The sequence below is a fragment of the Enterobacter cloacae complex sp. 2024EL-00227 genome, assembly GCF_043945315.1.
In the GTDB taxonomy this organism is placed as follows: Bacteria; Pseudomonadota; Gammaproteobacteria; order Enterobacterales; family Enterobacteriaceae; genus Enterobacter; species Enterobacter roggenkampii.
The window spans coordinates 83,320-100,462 of sequence record NZ_JBIMQP010000008.1 but is presented as its reverse complement, the minus strand read 5'-3'; the positions used below and the strand labels follow the sequence as shown (position 1 = coordinate 100,462).

General features: G+C 56.5%; 14 protein-coding genes. 5 read left to right on the top strand and 9 right to left on the bottom strand.

Annotation, left to right across the window (positions count from 1 at the left end; genetic code table 11):
• Positions 1–61 precede the first annotated feature (61 nt).
• Positions 62–1,594, bottom strand: a complete 1,533-nt coding sequence (locus tag ACHH0Z_RS15185) for a YdgA family protein (protein WP_045406222.1) — start codon at positions 1,592–1,594, stop codon at positions 62–64.
• Between the two features lie 99 nt (positions 1,595–1,693).
• Complete coding sequence (manA, locus tag ACHH0Z_RS15180; RefSeq protein WP_023618540.1) at positions 1,694–2,869, bottom strand: mannose-6-phosphate isomerase; 1,176 nt, start codon at positions 2,867–2,869, stop codon at positions 1,694–1,696.
• A 199-nt stretch (positions 2,870–3,068) separates the two neighbouring features.
• Between manA and fumA the strand changes: the two genes are divergently transcribed.
• Positions 3,069–4,715, top strand: coding sequence for a class I fumarate hydratase FumA (fumA, locus tag ACHH0Z_RS15175; RefSeq protein ID WP_021241151.1), 1,647 nt, complete (start codon positions 3,069–3,071; stop codon positions 4,713–4,715).
• A 182-nt stretch (positions 4,716–4,897) separates the two neighbouring features.
• Entirely contained in the window at positions 4,898–6,292 is a 1,395-nt protein-coding gene (fumC, locus tag ACHH0Z_RS15170; RefSeq protein ID WP_025911542.1) for a class II fumarate hydratase, read from the top strand.
• Here fumC and tus read toward each other — a convergent pair whose 3' ends face one another.
• The 4 genes from tus to rstA all read right to left on the bottom strand — a co-directional run bounded on the left by tus (position 6,293) and on the right by rstA (position 9,891).
• A complete protein-coding gene (gene tus / locus ACHH0Z_RS15165) occupies positions 6,293–7,222 on the bottom strand; it encodes a DNA replication terminus site-binding protein (protein WP_023292613.1) in 930 nt (309 codons plus the stop codon).
• Positions 7,223–7,295: 73 nt separating this feature from the next.
• The gene (gene rstB / locus ACHH0Z_RS15160; RefSeq protein ID WP_395149544.1) at positions 7,296–8,594 is read right to left on the bottom strand and encodes a two-component system sensor histidine kinase RstB; all 1,299 of its coding nucleotides are present in this window, start codon (positions 8,592–8,594) and stop codon (positions 7,296–7,298) included.
• 75 nt (positions 8,595–8,669) lie between these two features.
• Positions 8,670–8,930: a hypothetical protein gene (locus ACHH0Z_RS15155; RefSeq protein WP_008500551.1), complete on the bottom strand. Its 261-nt coding sequence runs from the start codon at positions 8,928–8,930 to the stop codon at positions 8,670–8,672.
• Positions 8,931–9,174: 244 nt separating this feature from the next.
• Positions 9,175–9,891, bottom strand: coding sequence for a two-component system response regulator RstA (gene rstA, locus ACHH0Z_RS15150; protein WP_021241154.1), 717 nt, complete (start codon positions 9,889–9,891; stop codon positions 9,175–9,177).
• Positions 9,892–10,019: 128 nt separating this feature from the next.
• On the opposite strand from rstA, the gene ACHH0Z_RS15145 reads away from it, so the two are divergent.
• Positions 10,020–10,355 (top strand): GlpM family protein, encoded by a 336-nt coding sequence (locus ACHH0Z_RS15145; protein ID WP_023617531.1) that lies wholly within the window; start codon positions 10,020–10,022, stop codon positions 10,353–10,355.
• Here the strand turns inward: ACHH0Z_RS15145 and folM are convergent.
• The 3 genes from folM to ydgH all read right to left on the bottom strand — a co-directional run bounded on the left by folM (position 10,352) and on the right by ydgH (position 13,625).
• A complete protein-coding gene (folM, locus tag ACHH0Z_RS15140; RefSeq protein WP_008500548.1) occupies positions 10,352–11,074 on the bottom strand; it encodes a dihydromonapterin reductase in 723 nt (240 codons plus the stop codon). The genes ACHH0Z_RS15145 and folM overlap by 4 nt on opposite strands.
• Positions 11,075–11,113: 39 nt before the next feature.
• Positions 11,114–12,496, bottom strand: coding sequence for an amino acid permease (locus ACHH0Z_RS15135; protein WP_045406220.1), 1,383 nt, complete (start codon positions 12,494–12,496; stop codon positions 11,114–11,116).
• Positions 12,497–12,680: 184 nt separating this feature from the next.
• Positions 12,681–13,625 (bottom strand): DUF1471 family protein YdgH, encoded by a 945-nt coding sequence (gene ydgH / locus ACHH0Z_RS15130; protein ID WP_023327293.1) that lies wholly within the window; start codon positions 13,623–13,625, stop codon positions 12,681–12,683.
• Between the two features lie 535 nt (positions 13,626–14,160).
• On the opposite strand from ydgH, the gene pntA reads away from it, so the two are divergent.
• A complete protein-coding gene (pntA, locus tag ACHH0Z_RS15125) occupies positions 14,161–15,690 on the top strand; it encodes a Re/Si-specific NAD(P)(+) transhydrogenase subunit alpha (protein ID WP_021241157.1) in 1,530 nt (509 codons plus the stop codon).
• A gap of 10 nt (positions 15,691–15,700) precedes the next feature.
• Positions 15,701–17,089: a Re/Si-specific NAD(P)(+) transhydrogenase subunit beta gene (pntB, locus tag ACHH0Z_RS15120; RefSeq protein WP_021241158.1), complete on the top strand. Its 1,389-nt coding sequence runs from the start codon at positions 15,701–15,703 to the stop codon at positions 17,087–17,089.
• The last annotated feature ends 54 nt before the right edge of the window (positions 17,090–17,143 follow it).

Genomic DNA, 17,143 nt, shown 5'->3' with positions numbered 1-17,143 from the left:
GCCGGGTAAGCGTCAGCGCCACCCGGCAATAAAAAACCCCTCATGCGAGGGGTTTTGACGTTTACTGCTGCGGTGCCGCCGGTTCGGCTGGCGCTGACGGTTCAGCCGGTTCCGGCATCCCCAAAGCAGGCATGCCAAACATGCCGACGAAGTCTTCCAGCGGCATTTTGTCGCCGTTGAGCGTGACCTGGCCGTTGGCGTACTGCAGGCTGGTGGAAATCGTGTTGTTGTCCACCTTCGTGATACGGAACATCTGGCCCATGGCCGCCAGGCCTTTCACCTGCTGGTTCGCCAGCTTGCCGGCATCTTCATCGCCGTAGCCTTCCAGCTTCGCAATCTGGGTCATAAACTCGGTCGCCATATCCATCGGGATGGTCAGCTTGCTGTCGAGCGACTTCACGCTGCGATCCACTTCCTGCGCCAGCGTCTGCGGTTCACCCGTGGCGGTGGCCGGATCCTTCAGGAACAGCGACAGGTTAAAGCTGGTTTCGCCTTTGCTGTTTTTCCAGCTCAGCGGCGCAACGGTGACCACCGGCTCGCCTTTCAGCAGGATCGGCAGGTTGTTGAACAGCACCGCCATCGCCTGCTGCTGGTAGACTTCCGGGTTCTGCTGCAGCGCGGCATCGGTCAGCAGCGCCTGGCTCTCTTTGCTGTATTTCTGGCTAAATTCGTGCCACGCCTGGCCGTCGATATTGCCGATCTTCAGCGACAGTTTGCCGGTGCCCAGATCCTGATTCTGCACTTTCAGGCTCTTCAGCGTGTAATCCAGCTGGGTATTGATGCTCTTACCGTCTTTGGACACGTCGGATTTGCCGTTAACGTCCATGCCTTCCAGCACGGCCATCTCTTTGCCTTCAACCGCAATGGCAACTTTATCGAGAGACAGTTTCTGATCGCCGATACGCTCTTTAAAATCGGTCATGCGGCTGTTGCCGTCGGCCTTCAGGTTGTTGAAGGTGAGCTGAACTTTTTGATTGTATTCGTTCACGGCGTTGACCAGGCCACTTTCCGCTTCACCCGTCAGGGAGAACACGTTCCCGTCGCGGTCCGCGTCAAGTTTGAAGTGACCACCGCTAAAGGCGACTTTCTCATTCTCTTTCTCGTAGTTCAGCGCTTTCAGGGCAATATCAGAACTCGTGTCACCGGCATAGCTGATGCGGGTGTCGATCTCGAAAGGTGAGGTATTTTTTGCCAGGTCGAACAGCGGTTTGGTGACGTCGTTATTCACCAGGACCGTGTGAACGGACGCCATTGACGGGATCAGGTTAAACGACTTTAGCTGCGCCAGCGGGAATGGACCGTGGCTGACCACTTCATCCAGCACCACGCTCTGACCCGGTTTCAGCCAGCCGTTTTCCGTACCGGCAACCGGCTTCACCACAACCTGCATACGGCTGGTAAACACGCCGCGCTCATAATTCTGGTAGCTCAGCTCAAGGCCCGCTTCCGGCGCGCTGCGCTTAATCTCTCCGTTAGCCTGCGCCACCATCTCAGCCAGGCGTCCTTCCAGCTGTTTCCCGGTAAACCAGGAGGCACCCGTCCAGACCACGCCTAACGCTACAATCACTCCTACCGCTACGACCGATTTTTTCATTGCGACTATCCCTAAAATGAAACCAGGCGGTAAAAACCGCCTGGAGATATTAAGCCTGCAACTAGCTTAGCAAGAGTTGTTAAAAAATTCAGTAAGTGCTTAAAGCTTATTGAAAACGCGCGCCAGTCGACCGGTGCCGCTTACGCTAACCGGAGACTCATTGGCTGCAACGAATGCTGATTCACCGGGCTTAAGCACCAGACGCTGTTCGCCTTTGTGCAGCGTCGCTTCGCCTTCCACGCAGAACAGGATCGCCGCACTTTCCTGTGCGATGGTCGTTTCTGTCTGGCTCAGGTCGTGCAGGGAGAAAGCAAAATCCTCAACCGGAATCGGGAAGTCCAGCTCTGCGCCGTTTTTCACCGGCTGAGTCAGCAGCTCCGCGGCAGGTTTCGCCACGAACTTGACGTTGGCAACCAGCTCGGGGATGTCGATGTATTTCGGCGTCAGGCCCGCGCGCAGCACGTTGTCAGAGTTGGCCATCACCTCCAGCGCCACGCCCTGCAGATAGGCGTGCGGGGTTTCCGCGAACAGGAACATTGCTTCACCCGGATTCAGCTTCACCACGTTCAGCAGCAGAGGGGAGAACAGGCCGCTGTCGTCAGGATAGAACTGCGCAATAAGGCGGATGGTCTCCCACGGTTCACCTTGCTGGCTCTCCAGGGCGGCTTTCAGCACCGCCAGGGCGTGGGATTTCTCTTCACCCTGCATGTTCAGCAGGCTGGCAAACAGCTGGCTTAGCGCCTCGGCATTCGGGTTTTCAAGGAAATGCGCGATAGCGTTATTGGCACCCGCGACCGGCTGCAGCAGGGAGATAATCTCTGAAAATTCGCGGAACGCGTTCATCGCCAGGAACGGCGTCAGCGCGAACACCAGCTCCGGCTTGTGGTTAGGATCTTTGTAGTTACGCTCGGCGGCGTCTAACGGAATACCCGCCGCGTTCTCTTTCGCAAAGCCGATTTCAGACGCTTGCTTGTTCGGATGAACCTGGATGGAGAGCGGCTGGTCAGCGCACAGCACTTTAAACAGGAACGGCAGTTCGCCAAAGCGCTGAGCCACCTTGTCGCCCAGCAGCGCGGCTTTATCGGCGTCAATTACGTCACGCAGGCTGCGTGCCTGGCCGCTGGCGTCTTCAATTTTTGAGCTGCTCTTCGGGTGCGCCCCCATCCACAGTTCTGCCATCGGCAGGTTGTTTGGGTTCGCGATACCGTAGAGATCCGTTAACGCAGTTTTACTTCCCCAGGCGTAGTTTTGCACTGAGTTGATGAGTTTTTGCATTATCAAGCCCTGATTCAAATGTGGAATAAACTCCGGGTATTAAAGCAATAAACCACATGGAAGTAACCTGTGGATGTAAAAAGTCGTACTAGTCTCAGTTTTTGTTAAAAAATTGTGTAGGATAAGCTGACTCGCTTTTAAGCCGGGCAGCGGAACATCTGCCCTGAATAAACAGACCGAAGCAGTAAGTGAGAGACCAATGTCGAATAAACCCTTCCATTATCAGGATCCTTTCCCCCTCAGTCAGGATCAGACCGAGTATTACCTGTTAACCCGCGATCACGTCTCCGTCTCTGAGTTTGAAGGACAAGAGATCCTCAAGGTGGATCCGCAGGCGCTGACGCTGCTGGCGCAGCATGCTTTCCACGACGCCTCGTTTATGCTCCGCCCAGCGCATCAGCAGCAGGTTGCAGATATCCTGAGCGACCCGGAGGCCAGCGAAAACGACAAGTACGTTGCCCTGCAGTTCCTGCGTAACTCTGATATCGCGGCGAAAGGCATTCTGCCTACCTGCCAGGATACCGGCACGGCGATCATCGTCGGTAAAAAAGGCCAGCGCGTCTGGACCGGCGGCGGCGATGAAGCGGCGCTGGCGCACGGCGTTTATAACACCTACACCGAAGACAACCTGCGCTACTCGCAAAACGCGGCGCTGGACATGTACAAAGAGGTCAACACCGGCACTAACCTGCCTGCACAGATCGATCTCTATAGCGTCGACGGTGACGAGTACAAATTCCTCTGCATCGCCAAAGGCGGCGGTTCGGCCAACAAAACCTATCTCTATCAGGAGACCAAAGCGCTGCTCACCCCGGGCAAGCTGAAGAACTACCTGGTTGAGAAGATGCGCACCCTCGGCACCGCGGCGTGCCCGCCGTACCATATCGCGTTTGTGATTGGCGGTACCTCGGCGGAAAGCACGCTGAAGACCGTGAAGCTGGCCTCAACCAAATACTACGACGGCCTGCCAACCGAAGGTAACGAGCACGGGCAGGCGTTCCGCGACGTGCAGCTTGAGCAGGAGCTGCTGGAAGAAGCGCGCAATCTGGGCCTCGGCGCGCAGTTTGGCGGCAAATACTTTGCCCACGACGTGCGCGTGATCCGTCTGCCGCGTCACGGTGCATCCTGTCCGGTCGGGATGGGCGTCTCCTGCTCTGCGGATCGCAACATCAAGGCCAAGATCAACCGCGAAGGCGTGTGGATCGAAAAACTGGAAAACAACCCGGGCAAATACATCCCGGAAGAACTGCGTAAAGCGGGCGAGGGGGAAGCGGTTCGCGTTGACCTGAACCGTCCGATGAAAGAGATCCTGGCGCAGCTGTCTCAGTATCCGGTTTCGACCCGTCTCTCCCTCAACGGCACGATTATCGTGGGTCGCGACATCGCGCACGCGAAGCTGAAAGAGCGCCTGGACAACGGCGAAGGGCTGCCGCAGTACATTAAAGATCACCCGATCTACTACGCGGGCCCGGCGAAAACGCCTGAAGGTTATGCCTCTGGCTCATTAGGCCCAACCACGGCGGGCCGTATGGACTCGTACGTCGACCAGCTGCAGGCTAACGGCGGCAGCATGATCATGCTGGCGAAAGGCAACCGCAGCCAGCAGGTAACGGACGCCTGCCACAAGCACGGCGGCTTCTACCTCGGCAGCATCGGCGGCCCGGCTGCGGTGCTGGCGCAGGGCAGCATCAAGAGCCTGGAGTGCGTGGAATACCCGGAACTGGGCATGGAAGCGATCTGGAAAATTGAGGTGGAAGACTTCCCGGCGTTTATCCTCGTGGATGACAAAGGCAACGACTTCTTCAAGCAGATCCAGTCTTCTCAGTGTTCGGCATGTGTGAAGTAGTCTGAAGAAAATGCCGGGTGGCGCTGACGCTTACCCGGCTACATTCTCGTCGGTCGGGTAAGGCGAAGCCGCCACCCGACACCAAAAAGAGCGCACAAAGCGCCATACCGTTTCTCAGAAGTCATCAATACTTATCCCTTAAGCATGTGAGCAATCCCGACAGTGTTATCAAGGAGAAAGTAATGACCACGGTACGCCATGAGAAAGACTCGATGGGCGCCATCGACGTCCCGGCCGACAAGCTATGGGGCGCGCAAACCCAGCGTTCGCTGGAGCATTTCCGTATCTCGACTGAAAAAATGCCCGTTTCGCTGATTCAGGCGCTGGCGCTCACCAAACGCGCAGCCGCGAAAGTGAACCAGGATTTAGGCCTGCTGGCGGCAGACAAGGCCACCGCCATCATAAATGCCGCCGACGAAGTGCTGGCGGGCAAGCATCCCGACGAATTTCCGCTCGCCATCTGGCAGACCGGTTCCGGCACCCAGAGCAACATGAACATGAACGAAGTGCTGGCGAACCGGGCCAGCGAACTGCTGGGCGGCGTGCGCGGCATGGAGCGCAAGGTACACCCGAACGATGACGTCAACAAGAGCCAGAGTTCTAACGACGTCTTCCCCACGGCCATGCACGTGGCGGCGGTGATTGCTATCCGCGAGCAGCTTATCCCCCAGCTCAACGTCCTCAAATCCACGCTCAACGAGAAAGCGCAGGCCTTCCGCGACATCGTCAAAATTGGCCGTACGCACCTGCAGGACGCCACGCCGCTGACGCTCGGCCAGGAGATTTCCGGCTGGGTGGCGATGCTGGAACATAACCTGAAGCATATTGAAAACAGCCTGCCGCACCTGGCGGAACTGGCGCTCGGCGGCACGGCGGTCGGCACCGGGTTAAACACCCATCCGGAGTATGCGGTGCGCGTGGCGGAGGAGCTTGCGGCCATAACCGGACAGCCGTTCGTCACGGCGCCCAACAAGTTCGAAGCGCTGGCGACCTGCGATGCGCTGGTCCACACCCACGGCGCGCTGAAAGGGCTGGCGGCGTCGCTAATGAAAATCGCCAACGACGTGCGCTGGCTGGCCTCGGGCCCGCGCTGCGGCATCGGTGAAATCAGCATTCCGGAAAACGAGCCGGGCAGCTCCATCATGCCGGGTAAAGTCAACCCGACCCAGTGCGAAGCCATGACTATGCTCTGCTGTCAGGTACTGGGCAACGACGTGGCCGTCAACCTGGGCGGTGCATCCGGCAACTTCGAACTCAACGTCTATCGCCCGATGGTGATCCACAATGTTCTGCAATCAATTCGTCTGCTGGCGGATGGGATGGAGAGCTTTAACGAGCACTGCGCGGTGGGGATCGAGCCAAACCGCGAGCGCATCAGCCAGCTGTTAAATGAGTCGCTGATGTTGGTGACCGCGCTCAATACCCATATCGGCTACGACAAAGCCGCCGAAATCGCCAAAAAAGCGCATAAGGAGGGGCTGACGCTGAAAGCCTCCGCCCTGGCGCTGGGCTATCTGACGGAGGCGGAGTTTGATGCCTGGGTGCGCCCTGAGGCGATGGTTGGCAGTCTGAAATAATCAACTCGCCACGTACAGGTGCAGCCGCGGAATAATGAGCTGAAGCGGCTGCGCCTGAGGTCGGTAGCGGTGCTGGACATTTTCAGCATCGTAATTCAGCAACTCACCAATATCCGGCACGATAGCCCCCTGGTCGGCATCATAAAGCGCAATCAGCGGCGTCGGACAGGCGTACTGCACCTGTTTTTGCTGACCGGAATACCAGACGCGAGCGATAGGCTGCACCTTCACCGGGCGCTTAATTTTGAGGCGGGTATCCGCAGGCAGCGAGGCGATACTGTGGTACTCCTGCTCCAGGCGCTCGATCCACTGCTCACGCGACCACGGCGCGACGGTGCGCGGCGTCTTCAGGCTCTTTTCCAGCTGCGCCAGAATTTCATCCCGGGTGAAGTTTTTAATGATGTGCTTATTCGCCCAGCCGAAGCGCAGCGTGGCGGGATGGCGCAGAACCGTCAGCGTGCGATAGGCATTCAGGGTAATTAACCCCGGAAGCTGACGGTGCACCCACTCAAACCGGGCGGCGGGGGCCAGGCCCGACTCTTCGGTAACGATTTTCTCAAATGCCGCTTTCAGACTGTTGATATGGGCAATCTGGCTTTCCAGTGCCTCGCGCGCTACTGCATCGGTTTGCAGACAGATCACGCCCGGCAGCCGCACGGCCGCCTTGCTGCTGCGCTGTTCAGACTGCTGCTGGATAAAAAGATGGCGATAGTGTTTCATCGCCAGCTCCAGTGCGGCCTTGCCGATGTGCTGCTTCACGTCGATGGTGTCCAGCGGATCGTGCTCGGCCCCTTTGGCCACCTCGGGCAGGGTAAAGACGCGCGCGGCCAGCAGGCGGCAGGTCTGCAAACGTTCTGTCAGGGTCAGCAGCTCGTGTTCTATTTCCCGAAACGTGCTGTTCAGCCGTTCAATAAGATCGTAGGTCGCCATAAGCACTCTCATTAGTTACAACATACTTATCATATAGCACAGCACACCGGGTCAGGCCAGCGTGCGGTTGAAGTCAGGCAGGGACGGGAAGGGCGATGTTATGGTACACCGGCCAGCTAAAGCAGAAGCGCGCGCCGCCGAGCTCGCTCTCTTCGCAATGCACCGTGCCGCCCATGGCCTGCGCTATAGAGTGGACGATTGCCAGCCCCAGACCGCATCCGCCGGTGGCGCGATCGCGGCTGGGATCGAGGCGGACAAACGGTTCAAACACGGTTTCGCGTGCCTCCGGCGCAATCCCCGGCCCGTCATCCTCTACCGTCAGGCGGGCCTGATTGCCCTGCAGATCCAGCCCAATCTGCAGCGTACTTTCGCTGTAGCGCATGGCGTTGTTCATCTGATTGTCCAGCACGCGCTCCATCAGGCGCATATCGAGCGCGCCGTAGTCACCCGGCGTGACGCGCGTTAACAGCGTGCGCTGCGGGTTCACGCTCTGAACGTCGTCAATGTGGGTTTGTAGCCAGGCGGGCAGATCGGGCGTGCTGAGGTTTAGCTCGTTTTGCGGGCGATCGAGGCGCGCGTAGGTCAGCAGCTCCTCAATCAGCGCTTCAAGCTGGCCAATGTCGCGGTTAAGCGCCTGAGACTCTGCTTCCGTCAGGTTCTCGCTCATTTCCAGACGATAGCGCAGGCGCACCAGCGGCGTGCGCAGCTCGTGCGCAATTCCGTCGATCAGCTGTTTCTTGCTGGCGATAAGGGCATTGATGTTATCGGCCATCTGGTTAAAGGCCACGCCCAGACGTTCAAAGCTGGAACCGCTGTCGAAGTGAATACGCTCTGTAAAATGCCCCTCGCCAAAACGCTGCGCGGCGGATTCGAGTTTCAGCATGTCCTGCCAGTGCGGGCGCATCCAGATAAAAACCGGAAACGCGAGTGAAATGGCGATAAAGGCCATCAGCGCCATGTCCAGCAGGCGCATCTGATGCAGATAATAGAGATAGGGCACCGGCCCGACGGCCAGCACGTAATGGCTGCGCGGAATACGCTGGATAAAGGTGTATTTCTCATCCAGCGCGACGATATCCCCGTCGCGCAGACGCTGCATGGCGGGCGGGTCCAGATCGAAATCTTTCAACGGCTCGATGCGTAAATCGAATGACAGATTGAGATCCAGCTCTTTCAGGGTTTTCGCCCAGTCGTGTGGCGGGATCTCTCTCAGCTCGCTGCGCATCAGATAGAGCGAGCTTTTCATCAGGTCGTCCAGAGACTGCCTGCCCGCGCGTTCGGCGGTAAATTTATAGACCAGGCCGACCAGCATGGTCATCACCAGGAAGCAGACAAACAGTAAAAGATAAAACTGCACAAACAGCTTTTTCATTGGATCTCACCGCAAAAACGCTATGTGCAGAATATACATGAAAACCCTTCGAGTTTTTCACGTCTGTCGAGCGTGTTAGACGGCTTTCGCGCTGTTTTTTACCTTGGCGATGAATTTTTCCGTCACGGCCAGGCCTTCTGCAATGTGCGTATCAATCACATCCGTTCCGTATTCGCTGATGAGATCCAGCAGTATTTCGTAAGACTGGATGAGTTCCAGCAGGTCAAAGAGCGCTTTTTGATCGGTGCGTGAGGGGGAGGCGTGGTTCAGGGTTGCCTGATTAACAATCCACTCAAGATTGGTTTTTATCGCTTCTACCTGACCGTAGCTATACATAATTCATGAGCTTAAATCCTCATTTCAAGATTTATTGGAGAGATGTCGTGAAAGCTTCACGGCGAAAATGAGTAAAACAATCGCAAGAGCGGGGCGAGCTGAAGAAAGGAGAGTCGAGAAGGTAATTATGGAATAGTTTGCGTGCTTAGCAAGTTAATTGTTGCGCAAACGTAAAAATAAACGCGCGAAAGAAGGGCATTCTCGCGTAATGCCTTTATTTCGCGCAGGTTATCCTGTCCGGCGATCAGGTTTCCCACGCATGTGGGGCAAACAGATAGCCCTTGTTACGCACGGTTTTAATGCGGTAGGGCTCGGTGGCGTTATCCTGCAGTTTCTTGCGCAGACGCGAAATCGCCACGTCCACGCTGCGGTCCATTCCGTCATAGCTTACGCCACGCAGGTTTTTCAGCAGCGCGTCACGATCCATGATCTGCCCGGCATGCGTTGCCAGCTCCCACAGCAGGTCAAAATCTGCGGTGGAAAGGGCGATAAGCTCGCCAGAGAGCAGCACCTGACGGTTAATCGGATCAATAGACAGCGTACCGAAGCGCATCGCTTTGTGCGGCGTCAGAGACGGCGCCGGTGCTTCGCGTTCGATGCTGGCGTGCTGGCGTAAATGGAGGCGCAGGCGAGCGAGCAGGACGGCAGGCGGTGTGGTTTTCAGAATGTAATCATTGGCACCCATCTCCAGCGACAAAATATGGTTCATATCGCTGTCCAGTGAGGTGAGCAGGACGATAGGGCCCTCCCACCGGGCGCGCAGGTCGCGGCAGAGCGTCATGCCGTCTTTGCCCGGCAACATGATATCCAGCAGCACCAGATCCGGGTTTTCACGGACGACCACCTCTTCGGCACGATCGCCACGAGGTTCAACAATGACGTCCATATCATGTTTACCCAGATAGGCGGCGATCAGCTGCCCGACTTCGGGTTCGTCTTCAACATAAACAATCTTATTCATACAGCGTCTGTTTTCGTGAAAAAAGCCAACATACACCGCGAAACCTTAACCTTCCATTAATCTTTCAAAATTAACGCCGGTTCCGTTATTCTGGCCCATAGGGTGAGTTGATTATTATAAGGAAAACGATGGCTCTGGTGATCAAAGCCGCGCTGGGTGCGCTGGTGGTGTTGCTGATTGGCATTCTGGCAAAAACGAAAAACTACTATATTGCCGGGCTGATCCCTCTCTTCCCGACCTTTGCACTCATTGCCCACTATATTGTGGCGTCTGAACGCGGCACGGAAGCGTTACGCACGACCATCGTGTTTGGCATGTGGTCAATCATCCCGTATTTTCTCTACCTGCTTTCGCTGTGGTATTTCACCGGTTTTCTGCGTCTTCCCCTGGCGCTGAGCGGGGCGGTGGTCTGCTGGGGGCTCAGCGCCTGGGTGTTAATTTTCTTCTGGAGCCGCTTTCACTAGCGCAGCGGTCGGCCGCCGTCCACGGCAAAGGTTCTGCCGGTGACGTAGCAACTGGTGAGCAGGTAATCCACGAGGTCGATGACCTCTTTCTCGCCCGGGGCAATTTTCATCAGCGATTTATTCAGCGCCTGCTGGCGATACTCCGCATCATCGTTTTCGTTGAATAAGATCATTGCCGGGGCGATGGCGTTCACCTTCACCTCGGGGGCGAGCTTGCGGGCAAACGAGCGGGTCATATTATCCAGCGCGGCTTTACTGGCCGCATAGGCGATGTGCTTGTCGCTGCCGCGCTCCACCACATAATCCGTGAAGTGAATGATGTCGCCCGCAGCATGCCCGTGGCCGCGGAGCAGATCCTGCAGAGCGTGGTTAAGCAGATAAGGGGCATTGACGTGGATCTGCAGCATGGCGGAGAGCGTTTCGCTGAGTGACGTACCCGGCTTTTCGGCCTGCCATGCGCTGGCGTTATGGAGCACGGCGCGCAGACCCGTTGTGGTGGATTTCACCTTTTCCGCAAAGGCCAGAATGCCTTCATCGGTTGAAAAATCAGCCTGAATGCAGACCGCCCCGGCTTTGCGCAGCCCTTCAATCGACGGGTATTCCGTGCGGTAGCTGACAATGACCGGATGGCGAAGGTTGAGAAAATGATGGGCGAGGGCGAGGCCGATACGGCGGCCTCCGCCGGTGATCAGTATGGGGCGAAGCGGTGCATTTCCCATCGTATTCTCCTTTACAGTTCAACAATGGGAAAGGCGATGCTATCCCACTAACATCCAGGTTGCCGGCACGGCAGCAACCAGTAACAGTCCAATTAAGGCCATCTCACGGCGTTTCAGCGCGTTCTCCAGCTGATGCGTGCGGCGGGCGTAGATGAACACCAGCAGACCCGGTGCGTACAGCACCACCGACAGCAGCAGATGCATAGGTCCGGAAGCATACAACAACCACAGGCCGTAAATACAGGCTCCGACACCCACGACATAATGCGCCGGGCGTGTGGCAATTTTTAACAGATACGCACCTACTAAGAAATAGGGTACCAGAATCATCTCCGAGGCGATGGTCAGTAGCGTGTTATAGTCTGAACCTGTGAGCCAGATCAGCACCAGACAGATCTGAACGCTGATGTTGGTCAGCCAGAGTGAGGCAGACGGCGCGCTGTTTTGGTTTTGACGCGCAAACAGGCGTGGAAACGCCTTGTGCGCCGCGGCCAGGAAAGGCACTTCAGCCGCCATGATGGTCCAGCTCAGGTAGGCTCCGCAGACGGAGATGATAAGGCCAGCGGCAATCACCACGTCGCCCCAGGGGCCGAGCATTTTCACCATCAGGCCCGCCATTGACGGGTTACGCATTTCAGCCAGCTCAGGACGCGCCACCACGCCCAGCGACAGCAGCGTCACCAGCAGATAGACCCCGAGCGCGGCCAGTACCGCCAGCAGCGTGGCGCGGCCCACATCGCGTTTATTTCGGGCCCGGGCGGAAACCACAACCGCGCCTTCAACACCGATGAACACCCACAGGGTAATCAGCATCGTGTTTTTCACCTGCTCCCAGACGGGGACGCCCAGCGCAACGCCGCTGAAATCGAGCGTGAACACGTCCATACGGAACGCAATGAAGGCCAGAACGATAAACAGGCCGAGCGGAACCAGTTTCGCGAGCGTCGCCACCAGGTTAATGCTGGCGGCCGTTTGTACACCACGCAGCACCAGCCAGTGGACGAACCACAGTAACACCGAGGCGCCCACAATAGACTGCCAGGTATTCCCGTCGCCAAAGAGTCGCAGCTCAGGCGTATCGGTAAAGAAACTGAGGGCCGAGAAAACGATCACCAGATAGGAGACGTTGGCGATCACCGCACACAGCCAGTATCCCCAGGCGGAGCAGAAGCCAATCAGCTCGCCGAAACCTTCCCGGGCATAGGTGAAAATGCCGCCGTCCAGATCCGGGCGAATGTGCGTCAGCAGCAGCATGGCGAAGGCCAGCAGCAATATTCCGACACCCGTAATGCCCCAGCCAATGATGAGGGCAGACGGGCTGGCGACGGCCGCCATATTTTGCGGCAAACTGAATACGCCCGCACCCAGCATTGAGCTTAAAACGAGTGCAGTCAGAGCACTCAGGCCAAGTTTCTTTTCCATTGGCTTCCTGTTATGAAAGGTCAAAATCCAGAATAATTATTTCGCTCAGGCGCATAAAAATGGTGGATCACACTAAGGCGCGGGATTTTACGGAGTGTAACGAAAGCATGCAATGACGTGTGGCAGAAATTCAAAAAAAGTAACAAAAAAGGCGGCATTGCGCCGCCTTTTTTAAACGATTTTGTTACTTGTACAGATCGGCGCTGATGGTCACGTTGTTACCACGTTCCTGCCACTGGCGGGTGATGTGATAGAACTTCGCCCCTTTCTTCGCCGCACGCTTCGCGACCTGGTAAGAGACTTCCGTCATGTTGCCGTAGTTGCCGGTAAATTTGATGCTGTCGAACGGCACCATCTGCGCGGCAGTGGCGTTGTTCAGCTCTTCAACTTTGGTACCGTCTGGCAGCGTAACCGAATAACGACCACCTTTCGTGGACTGCGTTTCAAAGAAACGGCCCACTTCAGCGCTTGGCGTAGCCGTCGTTGCGACGCCTGGGATTTCCACTTTCTTCGCTTCTTCGCCGCCTTTCGCTATCGCCGCGCGACCGGCTTCGGAGTTTGCCGGAATCGCATCCGGGCTCTGCAGAACACGTTTCTTCGCATCTTCTTTATAGATGAACGCGGTAATACGCTGGTTGCCGCCCTGGTTAGCATCGACCTGACGCACGATGTAGAAAGCGTAGGCCCCTTTCTCTTTCGCGGCTTTGGTGATGGCATCGTTCACTTCAGGCTGGCTGCGGTAAAAGCCCTGAACGGTGACGGTGTCGTACGGTTCCAGCGCAATTGCCTGATCTTTCGGCAGTTCAACAACACCGTTAATCACGCGGTTTTTCGGTGCGTCAGCTTTTGGCGCGTTGTCCTTATACAGCGCAATGGTCACGCGCTGGTTACCGCTGTTGCCGTTATCAGACTGGTCAACAACATAAAACGAGGCTGCCCCGTTTTTATCAGCGGCCTTTGATGCAGCGGCGACGGCGTCGCCAATAGAATTATAACGACCCACAATGACCTTATGGTCAAAAGGTTTTAACGCTGCCGCTTGCTCCGGCGTTAACTCTGTTGCGGCATTCGCAGACAGGGCGGTCGCGGAGAGAAGTGCGGACGCCAGGAGTGTGTTCTTAAGCTTCATAAAAATGATCCTTCGCCTTGCGCAAACCATGTACTGGTATTGTTGTTAATTTGAGACGGTCCCGATTATGGCATTTAAAACCCGTCGCTGTCTGCGCCATTTTTCACTGCCTGTGCTCACTGAATCACCTTATTCGATAACATTTAGTGATATGTTGAAAAAACACGCGTTTGACAAGTAAAACTGATAAAGCTTATGACTTTTACAAGTTAATTTAATGTTAATAAGTTGTTCTCTTATGGCGCTATATCATGTTTTTACCGCTTCGCTTGCGCGAATTATCGGTTCTGGCGATGAATTTAAGGTAAATATCACTGTCAGTGACGCCGATCGCTTATTTTTCACAGATAAAGTAAGAAATAGTGTTTTCTGGCGGTAGATCACGGCCGCTATTTTCAGTAGGTTATAGACAGTTTGTTACTGTTTTATTTTCCGGGGTGAATTGTGTCTCATTGCTTGCGTGATGGCGAAAAATGATACAAACCGCGGGCACTTATCGTTAAACCATCATCAAAAACCGATGGAAGGGAAAACTATGCGTATTGGGGTACCAAAAGAACGGTTAGCCAATGAAACCCGCGTAGCGGCAACACCGAAAACGGTGGAGCAACTGCTTAAGCTGGGTTTTACTGTCGCAGTTGAAAGCGGCGCGGGCAAACTGGCGAGTTTCGATGACGAGGCCTTTATTCAGGCTGGCGCGGAAGTGGTGGACAGTGCCGACGTGTGGCAGTCGCCGGTTATTCTGAAGGTCAACGCACCGGAAGAGAGTGAGATTGCGCTGCTGAATCCGGGCACCACGCTGGTGAGCTTTATCTGGCCTGCGCAAAATCCTGAGCTGATGGAAAAACTGGCCGCGCGCGGCGTCACCGTGATGGCGATGGACTCCGTGCCGCGTATTTCGCGCGCCCAGTCGCTGGACGCCTTAAGTTCGATGGCAAACATTGCGGGCTACCGCGCCATTGTTGAAGCGGCCCACGAATTTGGTCGCTTCTTTACCGGTCAAATCACCGCGGCGGGTAAAGTCCCTCCGGCGAAGGTGATGGTGATTGGCGCGGGCGTGGCGGGACTTGCAGCCATCGGTGCGGCAAACAGCCTGGGCGCTATCGTTCGCGCGTTTGATACCCGTCCTGAAGTGAAGGAACAGGTCCAGAGTATGGGGGCCGAATTCCTTGAGCTGGACTTCAAGGAAGAAGCGGGCAGCGGTGATGGTTATGCGAAGGTGATGTCCGAAGCCTTTATCAAAGCCGAAATGGAACTCTTCGCCGCGCAGGCGAAAGATGTCGACATCATTGTGACCACCGCGCTTATCCCGGGTAAACCGGCGCCGAAGCTGATTACCCGTGAGATGGTGGACTCCATGAAGCCGGGCAGCGTGATTGTCGACCTGGCCGCGCAAAACGGCGGCAACTGCGAATATACCGTAGCGAATCAGGTGACCACGACCGCAAACGGCGTGAAGGTGATCGGCTATACCGATCTGCCGGGTCGCCTGCCGACACAATCGTCTCAGCTGTACGGCACCAACCTCGTTAACCTGCTGAAGCTGCTTTGCAAAGAAAAAGACGGCAACATCACCGTCGATTTTGACGACGTGGTGGTGCGCGGTGTGACCGTGGTGCGTGAAGGTGAAATTACCTGGCCTGCGCCACCGATTCAGGTTTCGGCCCAGCCTCAGGCAGCGCCTAAAGCGGCACCAGAGCCAAAAGAGCCCGCCAAACCCGCTTCCCCGTGGCGCAAATACGCGATCATGGCGCTGGTGATTATTCTGTTCGGCTGGCTGGCTGACGTCGCGCCGAAAGAGTTCCTCGGCCACTTTACCGTCTTCGCGCTCTCCTGCGTCGTGGGCTACTACGTGGTGTGGAACGTCTCCCATGCGCTGCATACGCCGCTGATGTCGGTAACCAACGCCATCTCCGGGATCATCGTGGTAGGGGCGCTACTGCAGATTGGCCACGGCGGCTGGATCAGCTTCCTGAGCTTTATCGCGGTGCTGATCGCCAGTATCAATATTTTCGGTGGTTTCACCGTGACTCAGCGCATGCTGAAAATGTTTCGTAAAGGCTAAGGGGTAGCATATGTCTGGAGGATTAGTGACAGCCGCATACATTGTTGCTGCAATCCTGTTTATTTTCAGTCTGGCGGGGCTTTCCAAACACGAAACGTCTCAGCAGGGGAATAACTTTGGTATCGCCGGGATGGCGATTGCGCTGATTGCCACCATCTTCGGGCCGGACACCGGCAACGTGGCGTGGATCCTGGTGGCGATGATCATCGGCGGTGCGATTGGTATTCGCCTGGCGAAACGCGTTGAAATGACCGAGATGCCGGAGCTGGTGGCGATTCTGCACAGCTTTGTGGGTCTGGCCGCAGTGCTGGTGGGCTTCAACAGCTACCTGTACCACACGCCTGGTCTGGAACCGATTCTGGTGAATATTCACCTGACGGAAGTGTTCCTCGGTATCTTCATCGGTGCGGTCACCTTCACCGGTTCCATTGTCGCGTTCGGCAAGCTGCGCGGGAAGATCTCCTCTAAGCCGCTGATGCTGCCAAACCGTCATAAGCTGAACCTGGCGGCGCTGGTGGTATCGTTTGTGCTGCTGGTGGTCTTCGTGCGTACCGAAAGCGTCGGTCTGCAGGTGCTGGCGTTGCTGGTGATGACTATCATCGCGCTGGCCTTCGGCTGGCATCTGGTGGCGTCCATCGGTGGTGCGGATATGCCAGTGGTGGTCTCCATGCTGAACTCCTACTCCGGTTGGGCGGCGGCGGCGGCGGGCTTTATGCTGAGCAACGACCTGCTGATCGTCACCGGTGCGCTGGTGGGTTCTTCGGGTGCGATCCTGTCTTACATCATGTGTAAGGCGATGAACCGCTCGTTCATCAGCGTCATCGCCGGTGGCTTTGGTTCTGACGGCTCGTCTACCGGCTCCGATGAGGAAGTGGGTGAGCACCGTGAGATCAGCGCGGAAGACACCGCCGAGATGCTCAAAAACTCGCACTCGGTCATTATCACCCCGGGCTACGGCATGGCGGTGGCACAGGCGCAGTATCCGGTCGCGGAAATCACCGAGAAGCTGCGCGCGCGCGGCATCAAGGTGCGTTTTGGTATTCATCCGGTGGCGGGGCGTCTGCCAGGCCACATGAACGTGCTGCTGGCGGAAGCGAAAGTGCCTTACGACATCGTGCTGGAGATGGACGAGATCAACGATGATTTCGCCGACACCGATACCGTGCTGGTCATTGGGGCTAACGACACCGTTAACCCGGCGGCGCAGGACGATCCGCGTAGCCCAATCGCCGGGATGCCGGTTCTGGAAGTGTGGAAGGCGCAGAACGTGATCGTGTTTAAGCGCTCAATGAATACCGGCTATGCCGGGGTGCAGAACCCGCTGTTCTTCAAAGAGAACACCCACATGCTGTTTGGCGATGCCAAAGCCAGCGTGGATGCGATTCTGAAAGCGCTCTGACAGGGTAAAGCCCGGTGGCGCAAGCTTACCGGGCCTACCAAACCCGTAGGCCGG